This window comes from Aureivirga marina (assembly GCF_015767265.1).
Taxonomy (GTDB): Bacteria; Bacteroidota; Bacteroidia; order Flavobacteriales; family Flavobacteriaceae; genus Aureivirga; species Aureivirga marina.
Map to the genome: position 1 here is coordinate 247,786 of NZ_JADPIB010000002.1, position 19,768 is coordinate 267,553.

21 protein-coding genes and 3 tRNA genes are annotated in these 19,768 nt (G+C 28.0%); 10 read left to right on the forward strand and 14 right to left on the reverse strand.

Going from position 1 to position 19,768, the window contains the following annotated elements:
- Nucleotides 1-73: 73 nt before the first annotated feature.
- The 5 genes from I1A51_RS05250 to I1A51_RS05270 form a co-directional block, all read right to left on the reverse strand.
- A tRNA-Lys gene (locus I1A51_RS05250) sits at nucleotides 74-146 on the reverse strand.
- Between the two features lie 10 nt (nucleotides 147-156).
- Nucleotides 157-237: transfer RNA gene (locus tag I1A51_RS05255), tRNA-Tyr, on the reverse strand.
- 24 nt (nucleotides 238-261) lie between these two features.
- Nucleotides 262-334, reverse strand: a tRNA-Lys gene (locus I1A51_RS05260).
- Nucleotides 335-567: 233 nt separating this feature from the next.
- Complete coding sequence (locus I1A51_RS05265; protein ID WP_196891780.1) at nucleotides 568-1,332, reverse strand: ABC transporter ATP-binding protein; 765 nt, start codon at nucleotides 1,330-1,332, stop codon at nucleotides 568-570.
- The gene (locus tag I1A51_RS05270; protein ID WP_196891782.1) at nucleotides 1,333-2,073 is read right to left on the reverse strand and encodes an MlaE family ABC transporter permease; all 741 of its coding nucleotides are present in this window, start codon (nucleotides 2,071-2,073) and stop codon (nucleotides 1,333-1,335) included. It lies immediately after the preceding gene.
- A 117-nt stretch (nucleotides 2,074-2,190) separates the two neighbouring features.
- Between I1A51_RS05270 and pafA the strand changes: the two genes are divergently transcribed.
- Nucleotides 2,191-3,852, forward strand: a complete 1,662-nt coding sequence (gene pafA / locus I1A51_RS05275; protein ID WP_196891784.1) for an alkaline phosphatase PafA — start codon at nucleotides 2,191-2,193, stop codon at nucleotides 3,850-3,852.
- A gap of 70 nt (nucleotides 3,853-3,922) precedes the next feature.
- On the opposite strand, the gene I1A51_RS05280 is transcribed toward pafA, so the two are convergent.
- The 6 genes from I1A51_RS05280 to I1A51_RS05305 all read right to left on the reverse strand — a co-directional run bounded on the left by I1A51_RS05280 (nucleotide 3,923) and on the right by I1A51_RS05305 (nucleotide 7,828).
- Nucleotides 3,923-4,729: an HAD family hydrolase gene (locus I1A51_RS05280; RefSeq protein WP_196891786.1), complete on the reverse strand. Its 807-nt coding sequence runs from the start codon at nucleotides 4,727-4,729 to the stop codon at nucleotides 3,923-3,925.
- Between the two features lies 1 nt (nucleotide 4,730).
- On the reverse strand, nucleotides 4,731-4,913 hold the full coding sequence (locus tag I1A51_RS05285; protein WP_196891787.1) for an Arc family DNA binding domain-containing protein: 183 nt from the start codon (nucleotides 4,911-4,913) through the stop codon (nucleotides 4,731-4,733).
- Nucleotides 4,914-4,974: 61 nt separating this feature from the next.
- The gene (locus I1A51_RS05290) at nucleotides 4,975-5,931 is read right to left on the reverse strand and encodes an alpha/beta hydrolase (protein ID WP_196891789.1); all 957 of its coding nucleotides are present in this window, start codon (nucleotides 5,929-5,931) and stop codon (nucleotides 4,975-4,977) included.
- A 1-nt stretch (nucleotide 5,932) separates the two neighbouring features.
- A complete protein-coding gene (locus I1A51_RS05295) occupies nucleotides 5,933-6,433 on the reverse strand; it encodes a DUF1648 domain-containing protein (protein WP_196891791.1) in 501 nt (166 codons plus the stop codon).
- Nucleotides 6,434-6,592: 159 nt separating this feature from the next.
- On the reverse strand, nucleotides 6,593-6,760 hold the full coding sequence (locus I1A51_RS05300; RefSeq protein ID WP_196891792.1) for a DUF4177 domain-containing protein: 168 nt from the start codon (nucleotides 6,758-6,760) through the stop codon (nucleotides 6,593-6,595).
- A 210-nt stretch (nucleotides 6,761-6,970) separates the two neighbouring features.
- On the reverse strand, nucleotides 6,971-7,828 hold the full coding sequence (locus I1A51_RS05305; RefSeq protein WP_196891794.1) for an SPFH domain-containing protein: 858 nt from the start codon (nucleotides 7,826-7,828) through the stop codon (nucleotides 6,971-6,973).
- Nucleotides 7,829-7,945: 117 nt separating this feature from the next.
- Between I1A51_RS05305 and I1A51_RS05310 the strand changes: the two genes are divergently transcribed.
- The 5 genes from I1A51_RS05310 to I1A51_RS05330 all read left to right on the forward strand — a co-directional run bounded on the left by I1A51_RS05310 (nucleotide 7,946) and on the right by I1A51_RS05330 (nucleotide 13,000).
- Nucleotides 7,946-8,728, forward strand: a complete 783-nt coding sequence (locus I1A51_RS05310; protein ID WP_196891796.1) for a S1/P1 nuclease — start codon at nucleotides 7,946-7,948, stop codon at nucleotides 8,726-8,728.
- Nucleotides 8,729-8,812: 84 nt separating this feature from the next.
- Entirely contained in the window at nucleotides 8,813-9,604 is a 792-nt protein-coding gene (locus tag I1A51_RS05315; protein WP_196891798.1) for a DUF4328 domain-containing protein, read from the forward strand.
- 142 nt (nucleotides 9,605-9,746) lie between these two features.
- Complete coding sequence (locus I1A51_RS05320) at nucleotides 9,747-10,793, forward strand: DUF2911 domain-containing protein (protein ID WP_196891799.1); 1,047 nt, start codon at nucleotides 9,747-9,749, stop codon at nucleotides 10,791-10,793.
- Between the two features lie 154 nt (nucleotides 10,794-10,947).
- The gene (locus I1A51_RS05325; RefSeq protein ID WP_196891801.1) at nucleotides 10,948-11,280 is read left to right on the forward strand and encodes a hypothetical protein; all 333 of its coding nucleotides are present in this window, start codon (nucleotides 10,948-10,950) and stop codon (nucleotides 11,278-11,280) included.
- Nucleotides 11,281-11,359: 79 nt separating this feature from the next.
- Nucleotides 11,360-13,000 carry a SulP family inorganic anion transporter gene (locus I1A51_RS05330; protein ID WP_196891802.1) on the forward strand — a complete coding sequence of 547 codons (1,641 nt, stop codon included), beginning with the start codon at nucleotides 11,360-11,362 and terminating at the stop codon, nucleotides 12,998-13,000.
- Nucleotides 13,001-13,103: 103 nt separating this feature from the next.
- Here I1A51_RS05330 and I1A51_RS05335 read toward each other — a convergent pair whose 3' ends face one another.
- Nucleotides 13,104-13,481, reverse strand: a complete 378-nt coding sequence (locus I1A51_RS05335) for a MotA/TolQ/ExbB proton channel family protein (RefSeq protein WP_196891804.1) — start codon at nucleotides 13,479-13,481, stop codon at nucleotides 13,104-13,106.
- A gap of 209 nt (nucleotides 13,482-13,690) precedes the next feature.
- On the opposite strand from I1A51_RS05335, the gene I1A51_RS05340 reads away from it, so the two are divergent.
- From I1A51_RS05340 to I1A51_RS05355, 4 genes are all read left to right on the forward strand, one after another.
- On the forward strand, nucleotides 13,691-14,755 hold the full coding sequence (locus I1A51_RS05340) for a sensor histidine kinase (RefSeq protein WP_231373965.1): 1,065 nt from the start codon (nucleotides 13,691-13,693) through the stop codon (nucleotides 14,753-14,755).
- The gene (locus tag I1A51_RS05345) at nucleotides 14,742-15,458 is read left to right on the forward strand and encodes a LytR/AlgR family response regulator transcription factor (RefSeq protein WP_196891806.1); all 717 of its coding nucleotides are present in this window, start codon (nucleotides 14,742-14,744) and stop codon (nucleotides 15,456-15,458) included. The genes I1A51_RS05340 and I1A51_RS05345 overlap by 14 nt, the downstream gene beginning before the upstream one ends.
- A gap of 78 nt (nucleotides 15,459-15,536) precedes the next feature.
- Nucleotides 15,537-16,262: a hypothetical protein gene (locus I1A51_RS05350; protein WP_196891808.1), complete on the forward strand. Its 726-nt coding sequence runs from the start codon at nucleotides 15,537-15,539 to the stop codon at nucleotides 16,260-16,262.
- A gap of 138 nt (nucleotides 16,263-16,400) precedes the next feature.
- Complete coding sequence (locus I1A51_RS05355) at nucleotides 16,401-16,829, forward strand: hypothetical protein (protein ID WP_394369296.1); 429 nt, start codon at nucleotides 16,401-16,403, stop codon at nucleotides 16,827-16,829.
- 104 nt (nucleotides 16,830-16,933) lie between these two features.
- Here the strand turns inward: I1A51_RS05355 and I1A51_RS05360 are convergent, their stop codons facing one another.
- A complete protein-coding gene (locus I1A51_RS05360) occupies nucleotides 16,934-17,803 on the reverse strand; it encodes a universal stress protein (RefSeq protein ID WP_196891812.1) in 870 nt (289 codons plus the stop codon).
- 254 nt (nucleotides 17,804-18,057) lie between these two features.
- Nucleotides 18,058-19,617: a DUF389 domain-containing protein gene (locus tag I1A51_RS05365; protein WP_196891813.1), complete on the reverse strand. Its 1,560-nt coding sequence runs from the start codon at nucleotides 19,615-19,617 to the stop codon at nucleotides 18,058-18,060.
- Nucleotides 19,618-19,768 lie beyond the last annotated feature (151 nt).

Genomic DNA, 19,768 nt, shown 5'->3' on the forward strand with positions numbered 1-19,768 from the left:
GCGCAGCAGATTTACAGTCTGCCCTCGTTGGCCACTTGAGTATCTCACCAAGATTTACGTTATAAACCTTAAGTGACCGGACTGGGGCTCGAACCCAGGACCCTCTCCTTAAAAGGGAGATGCTCTACCAACTGAGCTATCCGGTCATTAATTTTGTGGTGAGAGGAGGATTCGAACCTCCGAAGCTTGCGCAGCAGATTTACAGTCTGCCCTCGTTGGCCACTTGAGTATCTCACCTAGATCTATGTTATAAACCTTAAGTGACCGGACTGGGGCTCGAACCCAGGACCCTCTCCTTAAAAGGGAGATGCTCTACCAACTGAGCTATCCGGTCAATCGCTATCATTATTCCTTGTTAGCGGCTGCAAATATATGAGCTATTTTTTAAACTAACAAACCAAATTATGAAATTTCTTTAAACTTTTTTTTACAATCCTATATATCAAATAATTAAATTTTAAGATATTTTTTCTTTTTATTTAGAATAGAATTTTTCCTACAAAAAAATGTGTTTTTGCATTCTAATTTGATAAGAATAATGAGAGTCTTTTCTAGCTTCTTCTTAAATTATTTTTCATTTAAAAGCGCTTTTCTAACTTTTTTGAAAAGATTCGAAGAATATACAAAGTCTGTGATTACTTTATTATCTGTTTTAAAGATATCATTATGCGTCCCCTCCCATGCTTTTAATCCATCTTTAAGAAATATAATCTTTTCTCCTATTTCCATCACAGAATTCATATCATGTGTATTGATAATTGTAATCATTTGATATTCGTCTGTAATCTCTTGAATCAAATTATCAATCAAAATAGAAGTCGTTGGATCTAAACCTGAGTTTGGTTCATCACAAAAAAGATAACGTGGATTCATAACAATTGCTCTAGCAATTGCAACACGTTTTTGCATTCCTCCTGAAAGTTGGGCAGGATATTTTTGATTTACATTTTCAAGATTTACTCTTTTTAAAACAGTATTTACACGATCTCGCATTTCTTCCACTGTTTGATCTGTAAACATTTTTAAAGGAAACATTACATTTGCTTCAATTGTTTCTGAATCGAAAAGAGCACTTCCTTGGAAAACCATTCCCATTTCTTTTCGAATATTTCTTTTTTCTTTAATACTTAATTCAGAGTAAATTCTACCATCATAAGCAATTGTTCCTTTTTCTGGTTCATGTAATCCTAAAAGAGATTTTAAGAAAACTGTTTTCCCAGAACCACTTTGACCAATTATTAAACTTGTTTTTCCTTCTTCAAACGTCGCAGATATACCTTTAAGAACTGGAACGCCATTAAATTCCTTGCATAAATCTTTTACTTCTATCATTTATCCTAAAAGCATTTGCGTTAAAAAATAATTCATTAAAATAATTACAACACTTGTCCAAACTACAGCTCGTGTGCTTGCTCTACCAACTTCAAGAGAACCTCCTTTTACAAAATATCCGTGATATGAAGGAATTGTAGCAATTACAAAAGCAAAACAAGTAGATTTTATCATTGCATACGTAATCAAGAATGGATTAAAATCTTCCTGAATTCCAATGACATAATCTGTACTATAAAATAAATCTGTAACAAGTCCAGCAGCCCATCCTCCGAAAATCCCAAGTGTCATTGAGAATAAAACTAGAATTGGATAGAAAAATAATGCAGCGATAATTTTAGGAAGCACTAAATAATTTAGTGAATTAACTCCCATAACTTCTAATGCATCTATTTGCTCTGTTACACGCATAGTCCCAATACTAGAAGTAATATACGAACCAACTTTCCCTGCAAGAATAACAGAACTAAAAGTCGGAGCGAATTCTAGAATTACGGAACGCTTTGTTGCGAAACCAATTAAATATTTTGGAATAAATGGACTATCAACATTTAAAGCTGTTTGAATGGCAACTACACCTCCTACAAAAAAGGAGATAAACGTAATTATCCCAATAGATTTTAACCCCAAGTCCTCTATTTCCTTGAATAGAGTCTCTCTAAACACAGACCATTTTTGAGGCTTTCTAAAGGTCTGTTTCAACATCAAATAATATTTTCCTATATGCTCGATATAATTCATCTCAGCTATTTTTGGCTAAAATATTAATAAATCTTAAAATACGGCATTTTATCTTAAAAATTAAACTTTAAGAAACAAAAAGTAGTAATTTTGCCATTATAAATTTAAGATTTTATCATGAAAAAGCTTTTAACTTTATTTTTTGCAGGACTTTTTTTTATGTTTGGACAAGTAAATGCACAGTCTACAAAGGGAAATTCTTCTAAAAATAATCAAACAAAACCAAAATTAGTTATTGGAATTGTTGTAGATCAAATGCGTTATGACTATTTGACAAGATTCTACAGTAAATATGGAGAAGGTGGTTTTAAAAGAATCATGAACGATGGTTTCCATATGAAAAATGCACATTATAATTATATTCCAACTTTTACAGCTGTAGGACATACATCCATTTATACGGGAACAACTCCAACAAATCATGGAATTATTTCAAATTCTTGGTATGATAAATATGCTAAAGAATATATTTATTGTGTAGACGATTCTAATTATGAAACTGTTGGTTCGGATTCTAATGAAGGAAAAAAATCTCCACATAGAATGCAAACGACAACAATTACAGATCAAATTCATTTAGGGCAAAATGAAAATGGAAAAGTAATTAGTGTTGCAATTAAAGATCGTTCGGCTATTTTACCTGGAGGACATACAGCAAACGGTGCTTTTTGGTTTGATGGAGGCGATCAAGGAAAATGGGTTACAAGTACTTTTTACATGGACAAACTTCCAAAATGGGTAGAAAATTATAATAAATCAGGAAATGTTGATTATTTATTAAGTAAACCATGGACAACTTATTATCCAATTGATACTTATACTGAAAGTATTGCAGATGATAATCCTTATGAAAGAAAATTTAAAGGAGAAGAAAAACCAACTTTTCCTCATGATGTTCCTAATTTAAGAAAAGATAATAAAAATTATAGCTTGATTAAAGCAATTCCAGCGGGTAACACAATGACCAAAAATTTTGCTGAAGCTGCAATTATAGGAGAAAAATTAGGAAAAAGTGAATTTGTAGATTTCTTAGCAATTAGCTTTTCATCTACGGATTATGTTGGACATCAATTTGGAGTTGATTCAAAAGAAATTGAAGATACTTATATTCGATTAGATAAAGATTTAGAAAATTTCTTCCATTTCTTAGATGAACAAGTTGGAGAAGGAAATTATACATTATTCTTGACAGCTGATCATGCTGCTGTTCAAGTTCCAGCTTATTTAAATTCTTTAAAAATTCCTGGAGGATATTTTGATGATGAAGTTTTCGAGAATTATGTTAATGATATTACAGAATCATACTTTGGAACTAGAGAATTAGTAGAAAATATTTCGAATTATCAAATTTTCTTAAATCCTTTAAAAGTAAAAGAATTAAAATTAAACAGAGCTTATGTACAACAAGTGATTGCAGATGAAATAATTAATTTTAAAGGAGTTTATAAATCTGTTACAGCAAATGCACTTCAAAGTTCTAGTTTTGATTATGGAATTTTAGATTTATTACAAAAAGGATATAATCAAAAATTCTCTGGAGACATTTTATTTGTTCCTAATCCAGCAACAATTAGTTATCCAAAACACGGATCAACACATGGTTCTGGATATAGTTATGATACTCACGTTCCTTTAATTTTCTATGGAGCTGGAATCAAAAAAGGAACTTCTACTAAATACCATCCAATCATTGATATTGCACCTACAATTTCAACAATTATAGAAGTGGAATATCCTAATGGAAATACTGGACAACCAATTTCTGAAATTTTAGAATAAAAAATATATTATTTAAAATAAAAAAGCGATGATTTACCTCATCGCTTTTTTTATGTTTTTAATTAATTTTCTATAAATATTTTTCAATTGCTAAAGCCACTCCATGATTATGATTTGTTTCTGTAATTGCATTGGCAATTTTTAAAACTTCTGGTTTTGCATTTTGCACAGCAACTCCAAAACCAACAGCTTCTAACATTTCCATATCATTATAATTATCTCCAAAAGCAATACTTTCTTTTAAAGAAAAATTAGGAAAACTATTATTTAATAATGTTTCAATTGCAGTCAATTTTGAAATCTGTTTACTTGCAATTTCCAAATAAGTTGGTTTTGAACGATACAAGTGTAAAACATCTGAATGATTTAGTTTTAAATAATTAAAAATCATATCAATTGCTTGCTCTTCTCCCATACACATAATTTTATGCGCACCTTTTTGTAAATGTTTCCATTCTGAAATAACATTTTCAGTTGTTTCTATTTTTGGACTAACTTTCGTATTATTCTCTTCACGTTTTGCCCAAAAATCCATCGATGGAACATACCAATCATCATTATTATATAAACTTATATGAAAAGGATTTTCCTTTGCTACATCTGCAATCACAGAATGAACATCAATAGGAATTTCTGTGCTATGAATTGGTTTATTATCAACTAAAATTAAGCCTCCATTATAACAGATAATTGGTAAACCTTCAATATTTAAATCTCTTTGTAAATGAAACATTGCACTTGGCATTCTAGAAGAAATTAAAATAAAAGGAATTTCTGGAGAGATACGATTTACCTCTCTTCTAGTAATTTCATCTATTTCTCTTTCTTTGTTTAAAAGCGTTCCATCAATATCTGTAAAAGCGATTTTGAATTTCATTTTATTCATTATTTGTTGTGTTGTTGTCTTCTTTTGATTTCAAACGTTTCGCTTCTTTAAGACATTTATGGAGCATCCATTCAATCTGTCCGTTTGTAGAACGAAACTCATCCGCCGCCCATTTTTCTACTGCCTTCAACATCTCTTCATCTATTCGCAGCGCAAATGCTTTCTTCTTTGCCATAATGCGTAATTTTAGAATGCGAATATAATTACTATTAACTATATCTGCTATTAATTAATATTTATTCCTTTTCATGAATAAATTTTGAAATTTCTTTTGCTAATTGTTCTGCGTTTGGTTTAGGATTTTCTTGTTTATAAGATGCCATATTTTCTGTCAAATCTCCCTCAATTATTTTTAAAACATGATTCATATTTTCAATAATCACAATTTTTGAATCAGGAACTGCTTTATGTAATAATTCTGCTTCTGTTTCTGGAACTTGTATATCTTTTGTTCCATTTATAATTAATATTGGAATCTTTAATTTTTTAATTTCTTCAGTTGGTTGGTATTTGATATAACTCAACAAAAACTTTTGAATTGTCGGATTAAAAATAGATTGCAAAGCGGGTGGATAATCTTTTACTTCTCCTTCTTTTTTTAATGTTTTAAAAGAATTTATTAATCCTTCTTTAAAATATGGTGCTTGCTTTGAAACTTGATCAATAATCGCTTGATCTGCGGAATTTCCTAAACCTGCTAAAGAAATAAATCCATCAACATCTTTTTCTGAAGCCAACATTCCAACCAAACTTCCTTGACTATGACCAATAATATAAATCTTCGGAAATTTGTAGTTTTTCTTAAAATAAGCTATCACATTTTTTGCATCCACAATAAATTCATCAAAAATATACGTTGTATAATCTATTTTTTTTTCCGTTAAATCAGCAATTGCACTTTTGTCATATCGATAGGTTGCAATATTTTCTTTTGCCAAATCTTCAGCTAAATACTTAGATGCATTTGTTTTAATATTTGTCACAGAACTATTCGTATTTCTATCCGTTGGCCCTGAACCTTGAATAATAATTGCCAAAGGCATTTTTTCATTCTTTGGATTATATAACAGAGTTCCTTGAACATCTATAGTATTTGATGGAATTTTCACTTCTTTTTCTTCAAAATTCTCTTGTGCAAAAGCTGCTGTTCCAAAAGCTAACATAACTAATATTAATATAATTGACTTCTTCATTTTATTTATTTTTAAAAATTAAATAAGTTGTAACTGAAACATAAATAACAACAGAAATCAGAATAATTGGCAAAAATGCTTTCCCTATATTTCCTTGATTTGCATTTAAACCAATTTGAATAATTCTATAATTAATAAATGAAAGTAAAACGGTTGTTAAAAAAGCAGTTACAAATAACAATCGAATTGCTAAAGTATATTGTCTTTTTGCATTTTCTTCAGTTATTTTTACGATGTAATTAAATTTGTGTGGGAATTTGGCTAAAATTAAAAAGCCAACATTGATAATAAAAATCAATCCAGTTAAGTTCCATAAAGTATTTTTAGAACTAAAACCATTTATTTCTCCTTTTTCATCAAAATGTGTTGGAATTGTATTTGGCAATTCGGAAAACGTATGAAATGTATAAACTACGATTAGAATAAAAATACTCCAAGTTGTAAAAATCGTAATTTTATCAAAAAGAGAAGGTTCTATTTTTATTTTAGGTCTTTGATTCATGATTTTTTAATAATTGTGAAAAATCACATTTTTGAAAATAAAAAACACGTAAAATTGGATGTATGAAAAAGAATTTCAATCGCACAAATCCAATGATAAATCCTCAAAGTTTATGTAGGTTTTAAACCTCCTAACAAAAGAACCTTCTATCAAAAAAGTCTACTCTTCTTTCTTATCTCTTTCTAAAATTGCTTTAACGCTTCCTCGGTGAACAAATGCATTTACAACTCTCCATCCAGTTTTTGCGTAGCTATTTAATAAATCTTCGAAATCTTCGTCTTTCTTGATAGCCGTTCCTTTTTGTTTTATAAACTTGTATTCTTTCATATGTTTCAATGTATTTAATGATTATTACTAATAAAGTTATTTAGAATTTTGTAGAATAATAAAAAGTTTTTGAAAAATTATTCTTAAGAAATATCTAGGTTCGCAAATATACATTTTAGCCTAAGATATCAAAATATCGTCCTAATTTATTTGTAATAATTAACTTTTCTTTTTGAAACATTTTTAAAAATCAGCTTCTTTTTTCTTCTTTTAGTGATTTAAAGTTCCTGCATTAATCACAGGTGAAGTATCCTTGTCCGAACAAAGAACAACCATCAAATTACTAACCATTGCAGCTTTTCTTTCTTCATCTAATTCAACAACATGCTTTTCACTTAAATGATCTAAAGCCATTTCTACCATACTAACTGCTCCTTCTACAATTTTATGTCGAGCTGCAATTACTGCTGTTGCTTGTTGACGTTTCAACATTGCATTGGCAATTTCTTGCGCATATGCTAAATATCCAATTCTCGCTTCTAAAACATGAATTCCTGCCATTGCCAAACGCTCTGAAAGTGCTTTTTCTAAAGTTTCACTTACTTCATTTACACTTGCTCTTAACGTAATTTCTTCTTCCATTCCATCATCTTCAAAATTGTCATAAGGATATAAACTCGCCAATTTTCGAACTGCTGCATCTGTTTGAACTCTTACGAAATTCTCATAATTATCAACATCAAAAGCTGCTTTAAATGTATCTTCTACTTTCCAAACTAGGATTGTACTAATCATTATCGGATTTCCTAATTTATCATTTACTTTTACTCTTTCACTATCAAAATTTCGAGCTCTTAAAGAAATTGGTTTCTTTGAATAAAAAGGATTGGCCCAATAAAAACCATTTTGTTTTACCGTTCCAACATATTTTCCAAAAAGTAATAAAACTTTAGAGTTGTTCGGGTTGATTAATATAAAACCTCCAGAAATAAATAATGCAACGATAATTCCTATCGCAAAAAATGCACTCACTTTAAAAGCTGCCCATGCGCTTCCGATTAAAAGCACAAAGAAGATAAATAACATTAAATATCCATTTGGTGGTTTGATTGTTTTTTCTTGTTCCATAATTCGTTTATTTTAATTTGATATCATTTTGATATCGTAAAGATATAAAATAAAAATGTTAAAAAACAAATAATTTTAAGTAGCTATGTTTATTTTTGCCAAAAACAAAAAAGTATCATGTTTAAAAAGACAATCATCGGACTTGTAGGAATTGTTATCGTTTCTACAATCATGGCATTTTCAAAACCTTATTGGGGACAAACGGGACATAGAACTGTTGGACAAATTGCAGAAGGATATTTGGATAAATCAACAAAAAAACGAATCAGTGAAATTTTAGACGGAGATGGTTTAGCTTTAGTTTCTACATTTAGTGATGAAATTAAATCAGATCCTAAATTTGATAAATACAAACCTTGGCATTACATAAATTTCAGTGATAATGAAACGTATGAAGAAGCTGAAAAAAATCCAAAAGGTGATTTAGTTGTTGGAATTAATACGTGTATTGAAGTTTTAAAAGATAAAAATGCTTCGAAAAAAGACAAAGCTTTTCATTTAAAAATGTTAGTTCATTTAGTTGGAGATTTACACCAACCGTTACATGTTGGACATAAAGAAGATAGAGGTGGAAATGCAGTAAAAGTTGACTTCTTTTGGAAAAAGTCAAATTTACATAGAATCTGGGATTCAGGAATGATTGATCATTATCAAATGAGTTATACGGAATTAGCTTTAAACCAAGAAAAACTTTCTGATGAAGAAATTGAAAAAATTGAGTCTGGAAGATTAATTGACTGGGTTTATGAAAGCAAAGCTTTAGCAAATACTGTTTATAAATCAGCGAAAGAAGGAGAAAATTTAAAATACGAATATATGTATCATTATTTCCCAATCGTAAGATCACAATTACAAAAAGGTGGAATTCGTTTGGCGAAAATTTTAAATGAAACATTATAAAAAATTAATTTTCAAATAAATTAACGAAAAGAGTGATGTATAGTCACTCTTTTTTTATTTTTGCGCTCAATCAACTAAAAAACTATGAATAACAGAGTATTTACCCCAATTGAGCTCAAAAGTAATTCAAAAACTGCAAGACTTCTTATTCTTTCTTTTCTTGTTTTATTGATTACTCAAATTTTACTAATTGTTGTTGCCTTTTTTGAAAGATTTGCAATTTACAGATTAATGGAGGATAAAGAGGTTTCAGACTTCGAACAAATATTTATTGAAGAATCTGACATTTTATTTTCTATCTTCTTTGTTGCAGTGAATGTCTTTATTATTTTCCTTTTTTTCACATGGTTTTATAAAACATATAAAAACTTAAATTATCTACGAACAAAACCTCTGCAATATTCCTTTTCTTGGGCAATTTTAGGTTTTATAATTCCTTTAGTAAATTTATTTTATCCTTATAAAATTGCGATAAAAATTGTAGAAGAATTTGATTTAAAATTAAAACTAATACAAAATAATTTTAAGGAAAATAAAAAATCTATTGAGATTATTGGGCTTTGGTGGCTTTTTTTCTGGATATCAAATATTACATCCAAAATCTCTGAAAGTTATTATGATAAATTAGAGCAATTCAGTGAATTTGAAGATTTTCTAAATTCTAATTCGATAGATTTGATTCATTATTTCCTTACTTTAATTAGTATTATTACAACTATTTTTATGGTTAAAAATATTTCAGAAAAAGAAACTTTATTAATTCAAAAACTACCTGAAATAAATGCTCTTTTAAAAGCAGAACAAGAACCTAAATTGGAAACAGAAATTTTTCAAGAAAATGAAGAAGAAAAAACTCCAGAAATCATAGAATCTTAATTAGATTAAAATATTTTACAAGAGCGATTCAAAAACAATTTGCGAATCGCTTTTTTTTAACAAAACATTAATAATTTCAACTTCAAATCTTTGTAATTTGATTAGCCAAAATCGACTAACATTTAAATATAAAAACCAAATTATGAAGATTAAATTTTTACCCCTTGTTGCAGCATTCATGTTCTTTGGTTCTGCAAAAACTTTCGCACAATTTGAATTCCCAGTAGAAGTTCCACAACAAAGTCAACTGGCATCAATTTCACAAACTGTTGGTGTTACAAATATTGAAGTTGATTATAGTAGACCTTCTGTTCGAGGAAGAGAAATTTTTGGAAAATTAATTCCTTATGGAAAAGTATGGAGAGCTGGAGCAAATGCAAATACAACTATTACTTTTTCTACAGAAGTTTCAATTGATGGACAAACAATTCCTGCTGGAACATATGGATTTCATATCATTCCAAACAAAGGAAATTGGACAATTATTTTAAATAAAGAAAATGAAGCTTGGGGAAGTTATTTCTACAATCAAGAAGAAGACGTTTTACGATTTGAAGTTTCTCCAAAAGAAGTTGCAATGACAGAACAAGTTACTTTTGATTTCTCTGATGTTGAGAAAAATAGTGCTGTTTTAAATCTTTCTTGGGCAACATCTGAAATTTCATTTAAAATCAATGTTGATACAGATAAATTGACAGTTGCTTCTCTTCAAAAACAATTAAATAGCAGACCTTGGTGGGGATGGACTGGTCCTTATAAAGCAGCACAATATTGTTTAGATAATAATGTGAATTTAGATCAAGCTTTAACTTGGGTGAATCGTTCTATTCAAAACCAAGAAAACTTTTCTAATACTTTATTAAAATCACAATTATTAGAAAAATTAGGAAAATCAACAGAAGCAAAATCGGAAAAAGAAAAAGCTTTTTCTTTAGCAACTGTAAATGATTTAACTAGATATGCTTATTATGAGTTTTTAAAGAAAAACAATGACGAAGGAATTCGTGCCTTAAAACTTGGTGTAAAAAATAACCCTAAAAATGCAAATGCATATAGCGCTTTAGCTTGGGGATATACAAAAATTAATGATAACAAAAACGCTTTAAAGAATTATAAAAAAGCATTAAAATATACTTCATCTGAAGAGAAAACTAGAATTCAAAAAGCAATTGATAATTTAAAAAAATAATAGAATCTAAAGATTTCTTTTAAAGCTATTATTTAAAAAAGTATTCTTGATAAATATCATTATTGGGAATACTTTTTTGTTTTAAATTTAATATCTTTAATAAATATATTTATATAGAACGTTATTTCTCTATATAGATAGAATACTTTAGATTATGCTTCGTAAAAAAAGACATATTTTAATCATTATGATTTCTTTGTACCTATCTTTTTCTTTTGTGGTACGTAATGATTTTTTGTCTTTTTATTTCTGCCAAGAAAACTGTAAAAATATTTTAGCTTCTGATTTTGATAATGAAGAAGATCATGAAAAAATTCAAGAACTACTAACCTATAAATTTTCTTTTATACACCAACAAACCTCTAGTGCTTCATTTAAATACCTTTTAAAAAAAGTTTCTATTCAAATTTATTTTGAAAAGAATTTTAAAATAGAAAAAGGATATTTTGAAGTGATTCCAAAACCGCCAGAGATTTTATTGAGCTAAAAACTTTTTGAAATTCAAACTACATTTTCGCATCTAGTTTGAATTAAAAATTATTTAATCATCATAAAATCGAAACACTATGTTTACAAATATAAAAGGAAATTTATTCGGTGGAATAACCGCCGGAATTGTAGCAATGCCACTTGCATTAGCTTTCGGTGAACAATCAGGTTTGGGTGCTCATGCAGGATTAATGGGTGCATTAATGATCGGTTTTTTTGCAGCAGTTTTCGGAGGAACTCCAACGCAAATTAGTGGACCAACTGCACCAATGACTTCTCTAGCAATTGTACTTATCGGACTTTTAAGTGCATATGAAGGTGGATTAATTTTGACTTTATTTACTTTTACCATTGCAGGATTAATTCAGATTGCAATGGGATTTTTAGGAATCGGAAAATATGTAAAATATATTCCTTACCCTGCTCTTTCTGGATTTATGACTGCTATTGGTGTTTTAATTATTTTAGGACAAGTTTATCCAATGGTTGGTTTGGCTTCTCCAGCAGGAGCTGTAAATCAGATTAAAGAAATGTCTACAGTTTTTACAAACATGAATGGTTATGAACTAATTCTAAGTATTGCAACTGTAGCAATTATCTATATTGTTCCAAGAATCACAAAAGCAGTTCCAAGTACTTTAATCGCTTTAATTATTGTTACTGCTGCAAGTGCATTTGTTCCATTTAAAGAACATATTACATTTATTACTTCAATGCAATCTGGAATTCCAACTCCAAAATTGATGGAAATTCCAAGCTTTACAAGTGAAACATTTGGAATTGTTTTAAAATATGGAGCAATGTTAGCGGCTTTAGGTGCAATTGATTCTTTATTAACTTCTGTGATTGCAGATAATATCACAAAAACTAAACATAACAGTAAAAAAGAACTTATCGGACAAGGAATTGGAAATACAATTTCAGGAATTTTTGGAGGTTTACCAGGAGCCGGAGCAACAATTCGAACTGTTGTAAATATTAATTCTGGTGGAACAACAAAACTTTCAGGAATTATTCATGCGATTGTTCTTTTATTGATTCTTTTAATTTTAGGACCTTATGTTTCTTTAATTCCAAAATCTGTTTTAGCAGGAATTTTACTAACTGTAGGAATTGGTGTCATTGATTACAAAGGTTTAAAACATTTATTTCATGTTCCAAGAGCTGAAGCATTTGTTTTAATCATTGTTTTAATTTTAGCAATTTTTATGGGACTTGTAGAAGCAATTGCTGCTGGAGTTGCACTTTCTTCATTGTTATTTATGATTCAATCAGAAGAAATTGGAGTTGCAAAAACAGAAGTTTCAAGCTTAAAAGAATTTCGTCGAGAACAACCTTGGATGGATGAAAAAGATTTATTTAAAAATTTACCTGATGATTCTGTGTATGTCAAACATTTATATGGTTTTTTATTCTTTGGTATTACTTCAGAATTTCAAGAAATGGTTAAAAATCTTCCTGATATTAAAGTAGTTATTTTTAGATTTGAAAGAGTTCCATATATCGATCAATCTGGATTATATGCTTTGGAAGATGCTGTTTTAGATTTAGAAAGAAGAGGAATTGAAGTTTATTTTACAGGTGTAAAAGGACAACCTTATGATATGTTAAAAGCTTTAAAAGTTGTTCCAGATTTAATTGGTGTTGGACACATTTTCGACAATATTGAAGAATGTGCAATTCACGTTTCGAATGTTTTGAATAAAGAAAAAAAATAAAATTCTTATATCAATAATTAATCAAAAAAGGCTGTTTTCACAGCCTTTTTCTATAGCTTACTGAAGTAAACTAAGGTGCATATTAAAACGTAATTTTGGTTCACTATTTTTCATTTGTAGAATCGATATTTTTCTGTGCTTTTAAATCTAAAAAGATAATTCCAAGTCGAGCAATTAAGAAAATAACCAATCCAAAAGTTGGAGCAATTAAAGAAACTTTTAATCCGCCTGCCAAAATAGATGCAGAAACAGAACCTACTTTATCAATCTGATCAAAGGCAGAAATTAATCCTAGTAATTGCCCCAAGAATCCCCAAACAATCACAAATAATCCAAGTGATGCAATTAGACTTCGAAATTTTAAAGTTTGATTTTCGGGAGCCATAAAACTTTTAGCAATTAAAACAATAATTAAAATTAGAATAATTAATGCTGGATACATAAAAATTGGCCCACCTACGTTTAATAAATTTAATATCATGACTTTTCGTTTTTTTGATTAATACTTCAAAGCTAGTTCTTGAAATCACACTTTTTCTTAAAATGCGATAAACAACCTTTTTTCTTAGTAAATTAACTTAAATTGGACTTTAAAACACAAAATCGTCGATTTTCGGTCATTTAACGAAATGAAATTGTATTTCATCGTAAAATTGCCTTTAGAAGCCGAAATTTCCCGAAATTTCCATAATGAAATTACTAACAAATACATATTATTCATCCATTTTAGGACATTTAATATTTTGGATTGCAGTTTATCTTTTTTTTGTCTATTTCTTTAGCTATAATGCTACAGATACAAATTACATTGTTTGGTTTTCTGGCTTTTTATTACCAATAACAATGTTGACAACGTATTTTGTGATTTACTTTTTAATTCCTAAATATTTAATTCTAAAAAAGTATTTCAAATTTGCTCTTTATAGTTTTTATACAATAGTTATTTCTGCATATTTAATTATTTTAAGTATTTATTTTTCGCTTATTTTCCTTTCAAATTTGAATATTGGAACAATGCCTCCTATGAGTAAAAATTATTTTTTTATTCTGATTTTAGTCTATTTGATTGTTTTTATTGCTAGTACTTTAAAATTGTTTCAAATTCAATTTCAGACAACTTCTGCACATGAAAAATTGAAATCAGAAATGTTAGAAAAAAGTTTGTATTTCAAAGAACAAGAAATGAATTACTTAAAAAAGCAAATTCATCCTCATTTTATGTTTAATGCTTTAAATGTGATTTACGGTTTTGCTTTAAAACAAGATGTCAAAACACCTGAAATTATTTTAAAATTCTCTGATTTATTAGATTATATTTTATATCATGTTGAACAAGAAAAAGTTTCGATTCAAAAGGAAATTCAACATATTGAAAATTATATTTATTTGGAGGAAATGCGATTTCAAAACCAATTAGAAGTTCATTTCGATAAGGAAATTCAAAATTTAAATTATGAAATTCCACCAATGTTATTATTACCATTTATTGAAAATAGTTTTAAACATGGAAAGTTTATCAATGGTGTTTTAAATATTGATATTTTTCTTAAATTAAATAAAGACGAATTGTATTTTACAATTAAAAATAATCGAAACTTAGAAGAAGGTAATATTTCTGGAATTGGATTGAAAAATATTAAAAAAAGGTTGGAATTATTGTATCCAAATCAACATGAATTACAAATTGTAAAAGATGAAAAAACTTTTGAAATTTGTTTAATTTTAAATCCAAAATCAATTTATGAAAAAGCTTAATTGTATTATTGTTGACGACGAACCAATTGCAAGAGAAATTATTCAAACATATTTAGAAAAATTTCCTGAAATTCATTTGGTTGCTTCTTGCAATAGCGCGATGGAAGCATTTCCTTTTTTACAAAATAATTCAATTGATTTATTATTTCTTGACATTCAAATGCCAGAAGTTACAGGTTTGTCTTTTGCTAAACTTTTAAAGGGAAACACTAAAATTATTTTCACAACTGCTTATCGAGAATACGCCGTGGATGGTTTTGATTTACAAGCTGTTGATTATCTTTTAAAACCAATTTCATTTGAACGATTTTTACAAGCAATTCAGAAGATTCAAAAGGAATTCTCAGAAAAAAAGACAATTCAAAAACCTACAGAAAACAATCAAAATATTTTAGAAAATTCCATTTTTATTCGAGTGGATAGAAAAATGCAAAAAATACTTTTAGATGATATTTTATTTATTGAAAGTTTAAGTGATTATATAAAAATTCATTGTACAAATCAGGTTTTAATTACAAGAGATACTATAAAAAATATTGAATCAAAACTTCCAAATCATCTTTTTTTAAAAGTACATCGTTCCTTTATTATTGCAATTTCAAAAATTGAATCTTATACAAAAGAATATTTGGAAATAAATAATAAAGCAATTCCAATAAGTAGAAATTACCGAAAAGATGTTTTAGAATTATTAGAAAGATGAATATTATAATTAGCAATTAAAAAACTTTATATGGCTTTATTTTTGATATAATTTTCAAAAATTTAACTTTTAATAAAAATGAAAATTGCAGAAAAAATTTGCTATTTACTATTATTATCAATAATAGCAACATCTTGTTATGCTCCTTTAGCTGTAAGCAAATTAGAACCTTTACCAAATCAAGAAAAAAAATGGCATCATGGGAAAGAAATCATAAAAAATGAACATAGTGATATTTCCGTTCAATGTATGTATTATAAAAGTGTGGAAAAGAATTTAATTTTCGAAGTGGAAATAACAAATAATACAGGAAAGTCAATCTTAATTGATCCAAATAAATTTTACTATACTTCTTATAAAAAAGATACTGTGATTTTAAATCAATTTGTACATGCTAAAGATCCAGAATTAGAAATTTTAAAAATTGATAAAAAACTATCTAAAAATCATGCAAATGAAAAAAATAGAGTAGTAAATGGTATTTTAAACACAACTCTCCAAGCTACAGTTCAAGGAATTGCCAATTCTGCAACTAAGGAAGAAACTGAGAAAAAATTAGACGAAAATGAAGAAGATTTAGAAGATGATAGAAAATATTATATGGAAAGGCATGCAACATTAAGCGATCAAAGATCTTACTGGGAAACTATGTTAATTCGAAAAACAGATTTACCTTCTGGATATACAATGCGAGGATATGTTATATTTACTAGAAATCATTTGGCAAATTTTTATGGATTAAATCTAGCAATTGAAAAACATACTTTTGAATTTGATTACAAACAAATTTTAATTCAACCGTAGTATTTTAACATTTATGTTAAAAAAGTTAATTATAATACTATATTTACCAAAAATATCAATTTCAAATTCAAAATACTAATGAAAAACATTAAACCTATTATTTTAAGTTTTGCTATTCTAATTGTGGGATTCGCTTTAATGAGTAATATTAATAAATCAGAAAATTCAGTAAATAAAATAGAATACAAACAAATTACAGTTGTTGAGTCAATTGTTCCAATGGGATTAGGAAGATCTAGAATTATAGAACACCAACAAGCAACAGATTACTCTCCATTTACAACAAAAAGAACTTCGGATGGAAAACAAAAAAGTGATAAAAAGAGAAAAGATGCAAAAATTGATAATTTAGATGAAACTTTATTATTGAATTTTTATAGTGGAGTTGGAATTAATTTTCAAAATATCGCTTCAAATGATGCTTTAATTTCTTCAAAGATTAATGAAATGGTTAGTCAAGGATGGGAAATTGCTTTTGTAAATAGCGGTGTAGAAAGTGATTCTGGTGATGAAGATGGAAAAGGAATTTTTATTACAAGATATATTTTCAAAAGAACAATAAACTAATTTATAGTTTTAATAAAAATGAAAATCCAAAGATCTAAAATCTTTGGATTTTTTTTGAAATAAATCCATTTTTTGATTTGTCTTTCTATTTAGAATTCTTAAAATTATTCTAGAGCATCTTTTTTGATAAGAGAATCTGGAATAGTAAAAATTGGAATATCTAAATGATTCATCATTTGTTTTGAAATACTTTTAGAAAAGATTTTCTCAATTAAACTTCTTTTGTAAGAAAGCATTGCAATAATATCTACATCTTCATCTTCACAATATTTTTCTAAAGCTTCTTCAATATCATTTGTTTCTATAGTAGAGAAATGAATATTTTCATTTTTTGAGAAATAATTATTTTTCCAATTATTATACATTTCATGTACTTCATAATCTACCTCATCCACATTAAAATGTAAACAATGAATTTCTGCATTAAAAGCATCTGCAAATTGCACAACTTCTTCTAAAGCTAAAGTATCTTCTTCTTTAAAATTTGTTGTAAATACAATTTTTTGAATTTTATCTAACAATCGAGCATCCTCTGGAATCGAAAGAATTGGAATATCAATTACATCCATCACTCCTGTCGTATTTGAACCTAAAAATAATTCTCTAAGTCCTGTTGCACCTTTTGTTCCCATCACAACAAAATCGGCTTTTTCTCCATTTGCAACTCGCTTTATAGTCGGAACAGTTATACCTTCAACTAAAAGTTTTTTAACAGGAATATGTTCTTTTCCATCTTCTTTTGCAATTTTATTAAGTTTTAAAATTGCTTTATCAAATGCTTCTTTTTCTTCTTTTTTTCTTTCTTCAAAGATTTCTTTTACAGTAACTCTCAAACTTGAACCACGCAAATCTGGCTGCTCATAAACATGTAAAAGTATTATTTCTCCATTTATTTTATTTGCTAAACGTAATGCGTAAATAAATGCATTTTCGGCTATTTTTGAAAAATCAGTAGGGAAGAGTATTTTTTTCATAATTTCTAGTTTTTTATTCGATTGATTAAATATAACGAATCAAAATATCTTTTTTTCTGATTAATATCATATGTTTTAAGTTCGTAATTTCACTTATCGATTTTCTTTATAATTTTTAAGAATTTATTAAGAAAAACTAATAATTTAACACTTTCAATTTTTCATTAAAATCAACTTAAAGGATAATTATACTGTTTGTAAAAACAAAAAAAGAGCTGTTTTCACAGCTCCTCAATATATTTTTAATTGTTTTTTTATTCTATCGTAATAACTTTCAATTTTTTATTATTGACTCTCGTTTTTAACCAATCACGAAGTTTAATTTCTTTCGATTCCAAATCTGATACATTTTTATGCCATTTAATAGAAATCACAGGGAAAGTATCTACATGTTGAAAATTCGATTGAATTACATTTGAATAAGAAATTTCATCTAATCCTTCATAATTAATTTTCGCTTCCTTACTTATTTGATCAAAAGGAAACTGATTTTGTCTAAATTTCTTTAATTGTGTTCTTAAATCTTTAATTCTATTCTCTTTTTCACGAATTTCTTCATCTCTAGAAGAAATAATTTTTTGATTTTGAGAATATAATTCTGTTAGATTTTCAACTTGTTTTCGAATATCTGAATCATCTTGTCCTTGCTGAATAATCAAATCAACACCTTTTAAACCTCTCGCTTCCATTTCTTGTTTCCATTTTGAATATTCTTCTTCAGAAACAATTTTACCAAGAATTGCTAAGTTAATTTGCTTTAAATCGTAATTAATATTTTTTTCATCTTCTCCAATAATATTAATTCCTTGCGATTTTAATTCTTTAATAAAAGCAACTGCATTTTGTTTAAATTTATTTTCTACTAAAAGCTGATAAAATAAATAAATACTAAACGAAAAAACCACGATTGCCACAACGGAAGCTGTCTGTGCAATCATTTTTCTTTTAGAAGAATTAAAGTAACGAACAACTGGAAAATTCAAGAATTTAATCGTAACAAATGTTGCTAAAGCGATAAAAATTGTATTAATCATAAACAAAAACATCGCTCCTCCAAAATAGGAAAAATTCCAAGTTGCTAATCCATAACCTGCTGTACAAAGTGGAGGCATTAAGGCTGTAGCAATCGCAATTCCAGCAATTGTATTTGTCAATTCTTTATGTCTTGTTAATGCAATAATCAATGCTAAACCTCCGGCAATTGCAATAAATACATCACGAACATCTGGTTTTGTTCTTGCTAAAATTTCTGGAGTTTCTTCTTGGAAAATTGGAAAACTAAAAAGCAAAAAAGATGTCACCAAACTTAAACCAATCATCACTCCAAGATTGGTCATCGAACGTTTTAATGTATCAATATCATTAATTGCTAATGACAAACCAACTCCAACAATTGGTCCCATTAATGGAGAAACAAGCATGGCTCCAATTACAACTGCTGTAGAACTTACATTTAGACCAATCGAGGCAATCAGGATAGACATAATTAAAATCCATGCAGTATGTCCTTTCATGGAAATATTCGCCTTAATATCTTCAATTGTTCGCTCGCGATTTGTTCCTTCACGGATATCTAAAAGTTCCGAAATAAATTGTTTCGCACTTGCCCAAAATCCTTTGAATTCATTTTTTACATCAGAAGCAGAAACTTTTTCTTTATCATTTCCGTTTCCATTGCCTTGATTTCCATTTTCAGCAGCATCATTAGTTTGATTTGCAGAATTTTCGGATTTATTATTTTGCTTGTCATTTTCTCCAGAATTTCCATTTCCTGAAGAATTATTTGGATTATTTGTATTTTGATTTTCTTCCATATTACTTTTTTAGCCTTTCCTCTAAAGCTTTAAAAATATTATTTTCTTTCGTAGAAAAGAGGAAATTTAGATAAATTTTATAAAAAAATAAGATTTTTTAAGATTATCTTTTCTCTTTCTTAAGTGTTTTAGCAATTTTAATGGAGCTTTA

Bases quoted from the DNA above. Each gene is read 5' to 3' on its own strand.
- I1A51_RS05265 (WP_196891780.1), bottom strand. From the start codon at position 1,332: ATGATAGAAGTAAAAGATTTATGCAAGGAATTTAATGGCGTTCCAGTT.
- I1A51_RS05270 (WP_196891782.1), bottom strand. From the start codon at position 2,073: ATGAATTATATCGAGCATATAGGAAAATATTATTTGATGTTGAAACAG.
- pafA (WP_196891784.1), top strand. From the start codon at position 2,191: ATGAAAAAGCTTTTAACTTTATTTTTTGCAGGACTTTTTTTTATGTTT.
- I1A51_RS05280 (WP_196891786.1), bottom strand. From the start codon at position 4,729: ATGAAATTCAAAATCGCTTTTACAGATATTGATGGAACGCTTTTAAAC.
- I1A51_RS05285 (WP_196891787.1), bottom strand. From the start codon at position 4,913: ATGGCAAAGAAGAAAGCATTTGCGCTGCGAATAGATGAAGAGATGTTG.
- I1A51_RS05290 (WP_196891789.1), bottom strand. From the start codon at position 5,931: ATGAAGAAGTCAATTATATTAATATTAGTTATGTTAGCTTTTGGAACA.
- I1A51_RS05295 (WP_196891791.1), bottom strand. From the start codon at position 6,433: ATGAATCAAAGACCTAAAATAAAAATAGAACCTTCTCTTTTTGATAAA.
- I1A51_RS05300 (WP_196891792.1), bottom strand. From the start codon at position 6,760: ATGAAAGAATACAAGTTTATAAAACAAAAAGGAACGGCTATCAAGAAA.
- I1A51_RS05305 (WP_196891794.1), bottom strand. From the start codon at position 7,828: ATGGAACAAGAAAAAACAATCAAACCACCAAATGGATATTTAATGTTA.
- I1A51_RS05310 (WP_196891796.1), top strand. From the start codon at position 7,946: ATGTTTAAAAAGACAATCATCGGACTTGTAGGAATTGTTATCGTTTCT.
- I1A51_RS05315 (WP_196891798.1), top strand. From the start codon at position 8,813: ATGAATAACAGAGTATTTACCCCAATTGAGCTCAAAAGTAATTCAAAA.
- I1A51_RS05320 (WP_196891799.1), top strand. From the start codon at position 9,747: ATGAAGATTAAATTTTTACCCCTTGTTGCAGCATTCATGTTCTTTGGT.
- I1A51_RS05325 (WP_196891801.1), top strand. From the start codon at position 10,948: ATGCTTCGTAAAAAAAGACATATTTTAATCATTATGATTTCTTTGTAC.
- I1A51_RS05330 (WP_196891802.1), top strand. From the start codon at position 11,360: ATGTTTACAAATATAAAAGGAAATTTATTCGGTGGAATAACCGCCGGA.
- I1A51_RS05335 (WP_196891804.1), bottom strand. From the start codon at position 13,481: ATGATATTAAATTTATTAAACGTAGGTGGGCCAATTTTTATGTATCCA.
- I1A51_RS05340 (WP_231373965.1), top strand. From the start codon at position 13,691: ATGAAATTACTAACAAATACATATTATTCATCCATTTTAGGACATTTA.
- I1A51_RS05345 (WP_196891806.1), top strand. From the start codon at position 14,742: ATGAAAAAGCTTAATTGTATTATTGTTGACGACGAACCAATTGCAAGA.
- I1A51_RS05350 (WP_196891808.1), top strand. From the start codon at position 15,537: ATGAAAATTGCAGAAAAAATTTGCTATTTACTATTATTATCAATAATA.
- I1A51_RS05355 (WP_394369296.1), top strand. From the start codon at position 16,401: ATGAGTAATATTAATAAATCAGAAAATTCAGTAAATAAAATAGAATAC.
- I1A51_RS05360 (WP_196891812.1), bottom strand. From the start codon at position 17,803: ATGAAAAAAATACTCTTCCCTACTGATTTTTCAAAAATAGCCGAAAAT.
- I1A51_RS05365 (WP_196891813.1), bottom strand. From the start codon at position 19,617: ATGGAAGAAAATCAAAATACAAATAATCCAAATAATTCTTCAGGAAAT.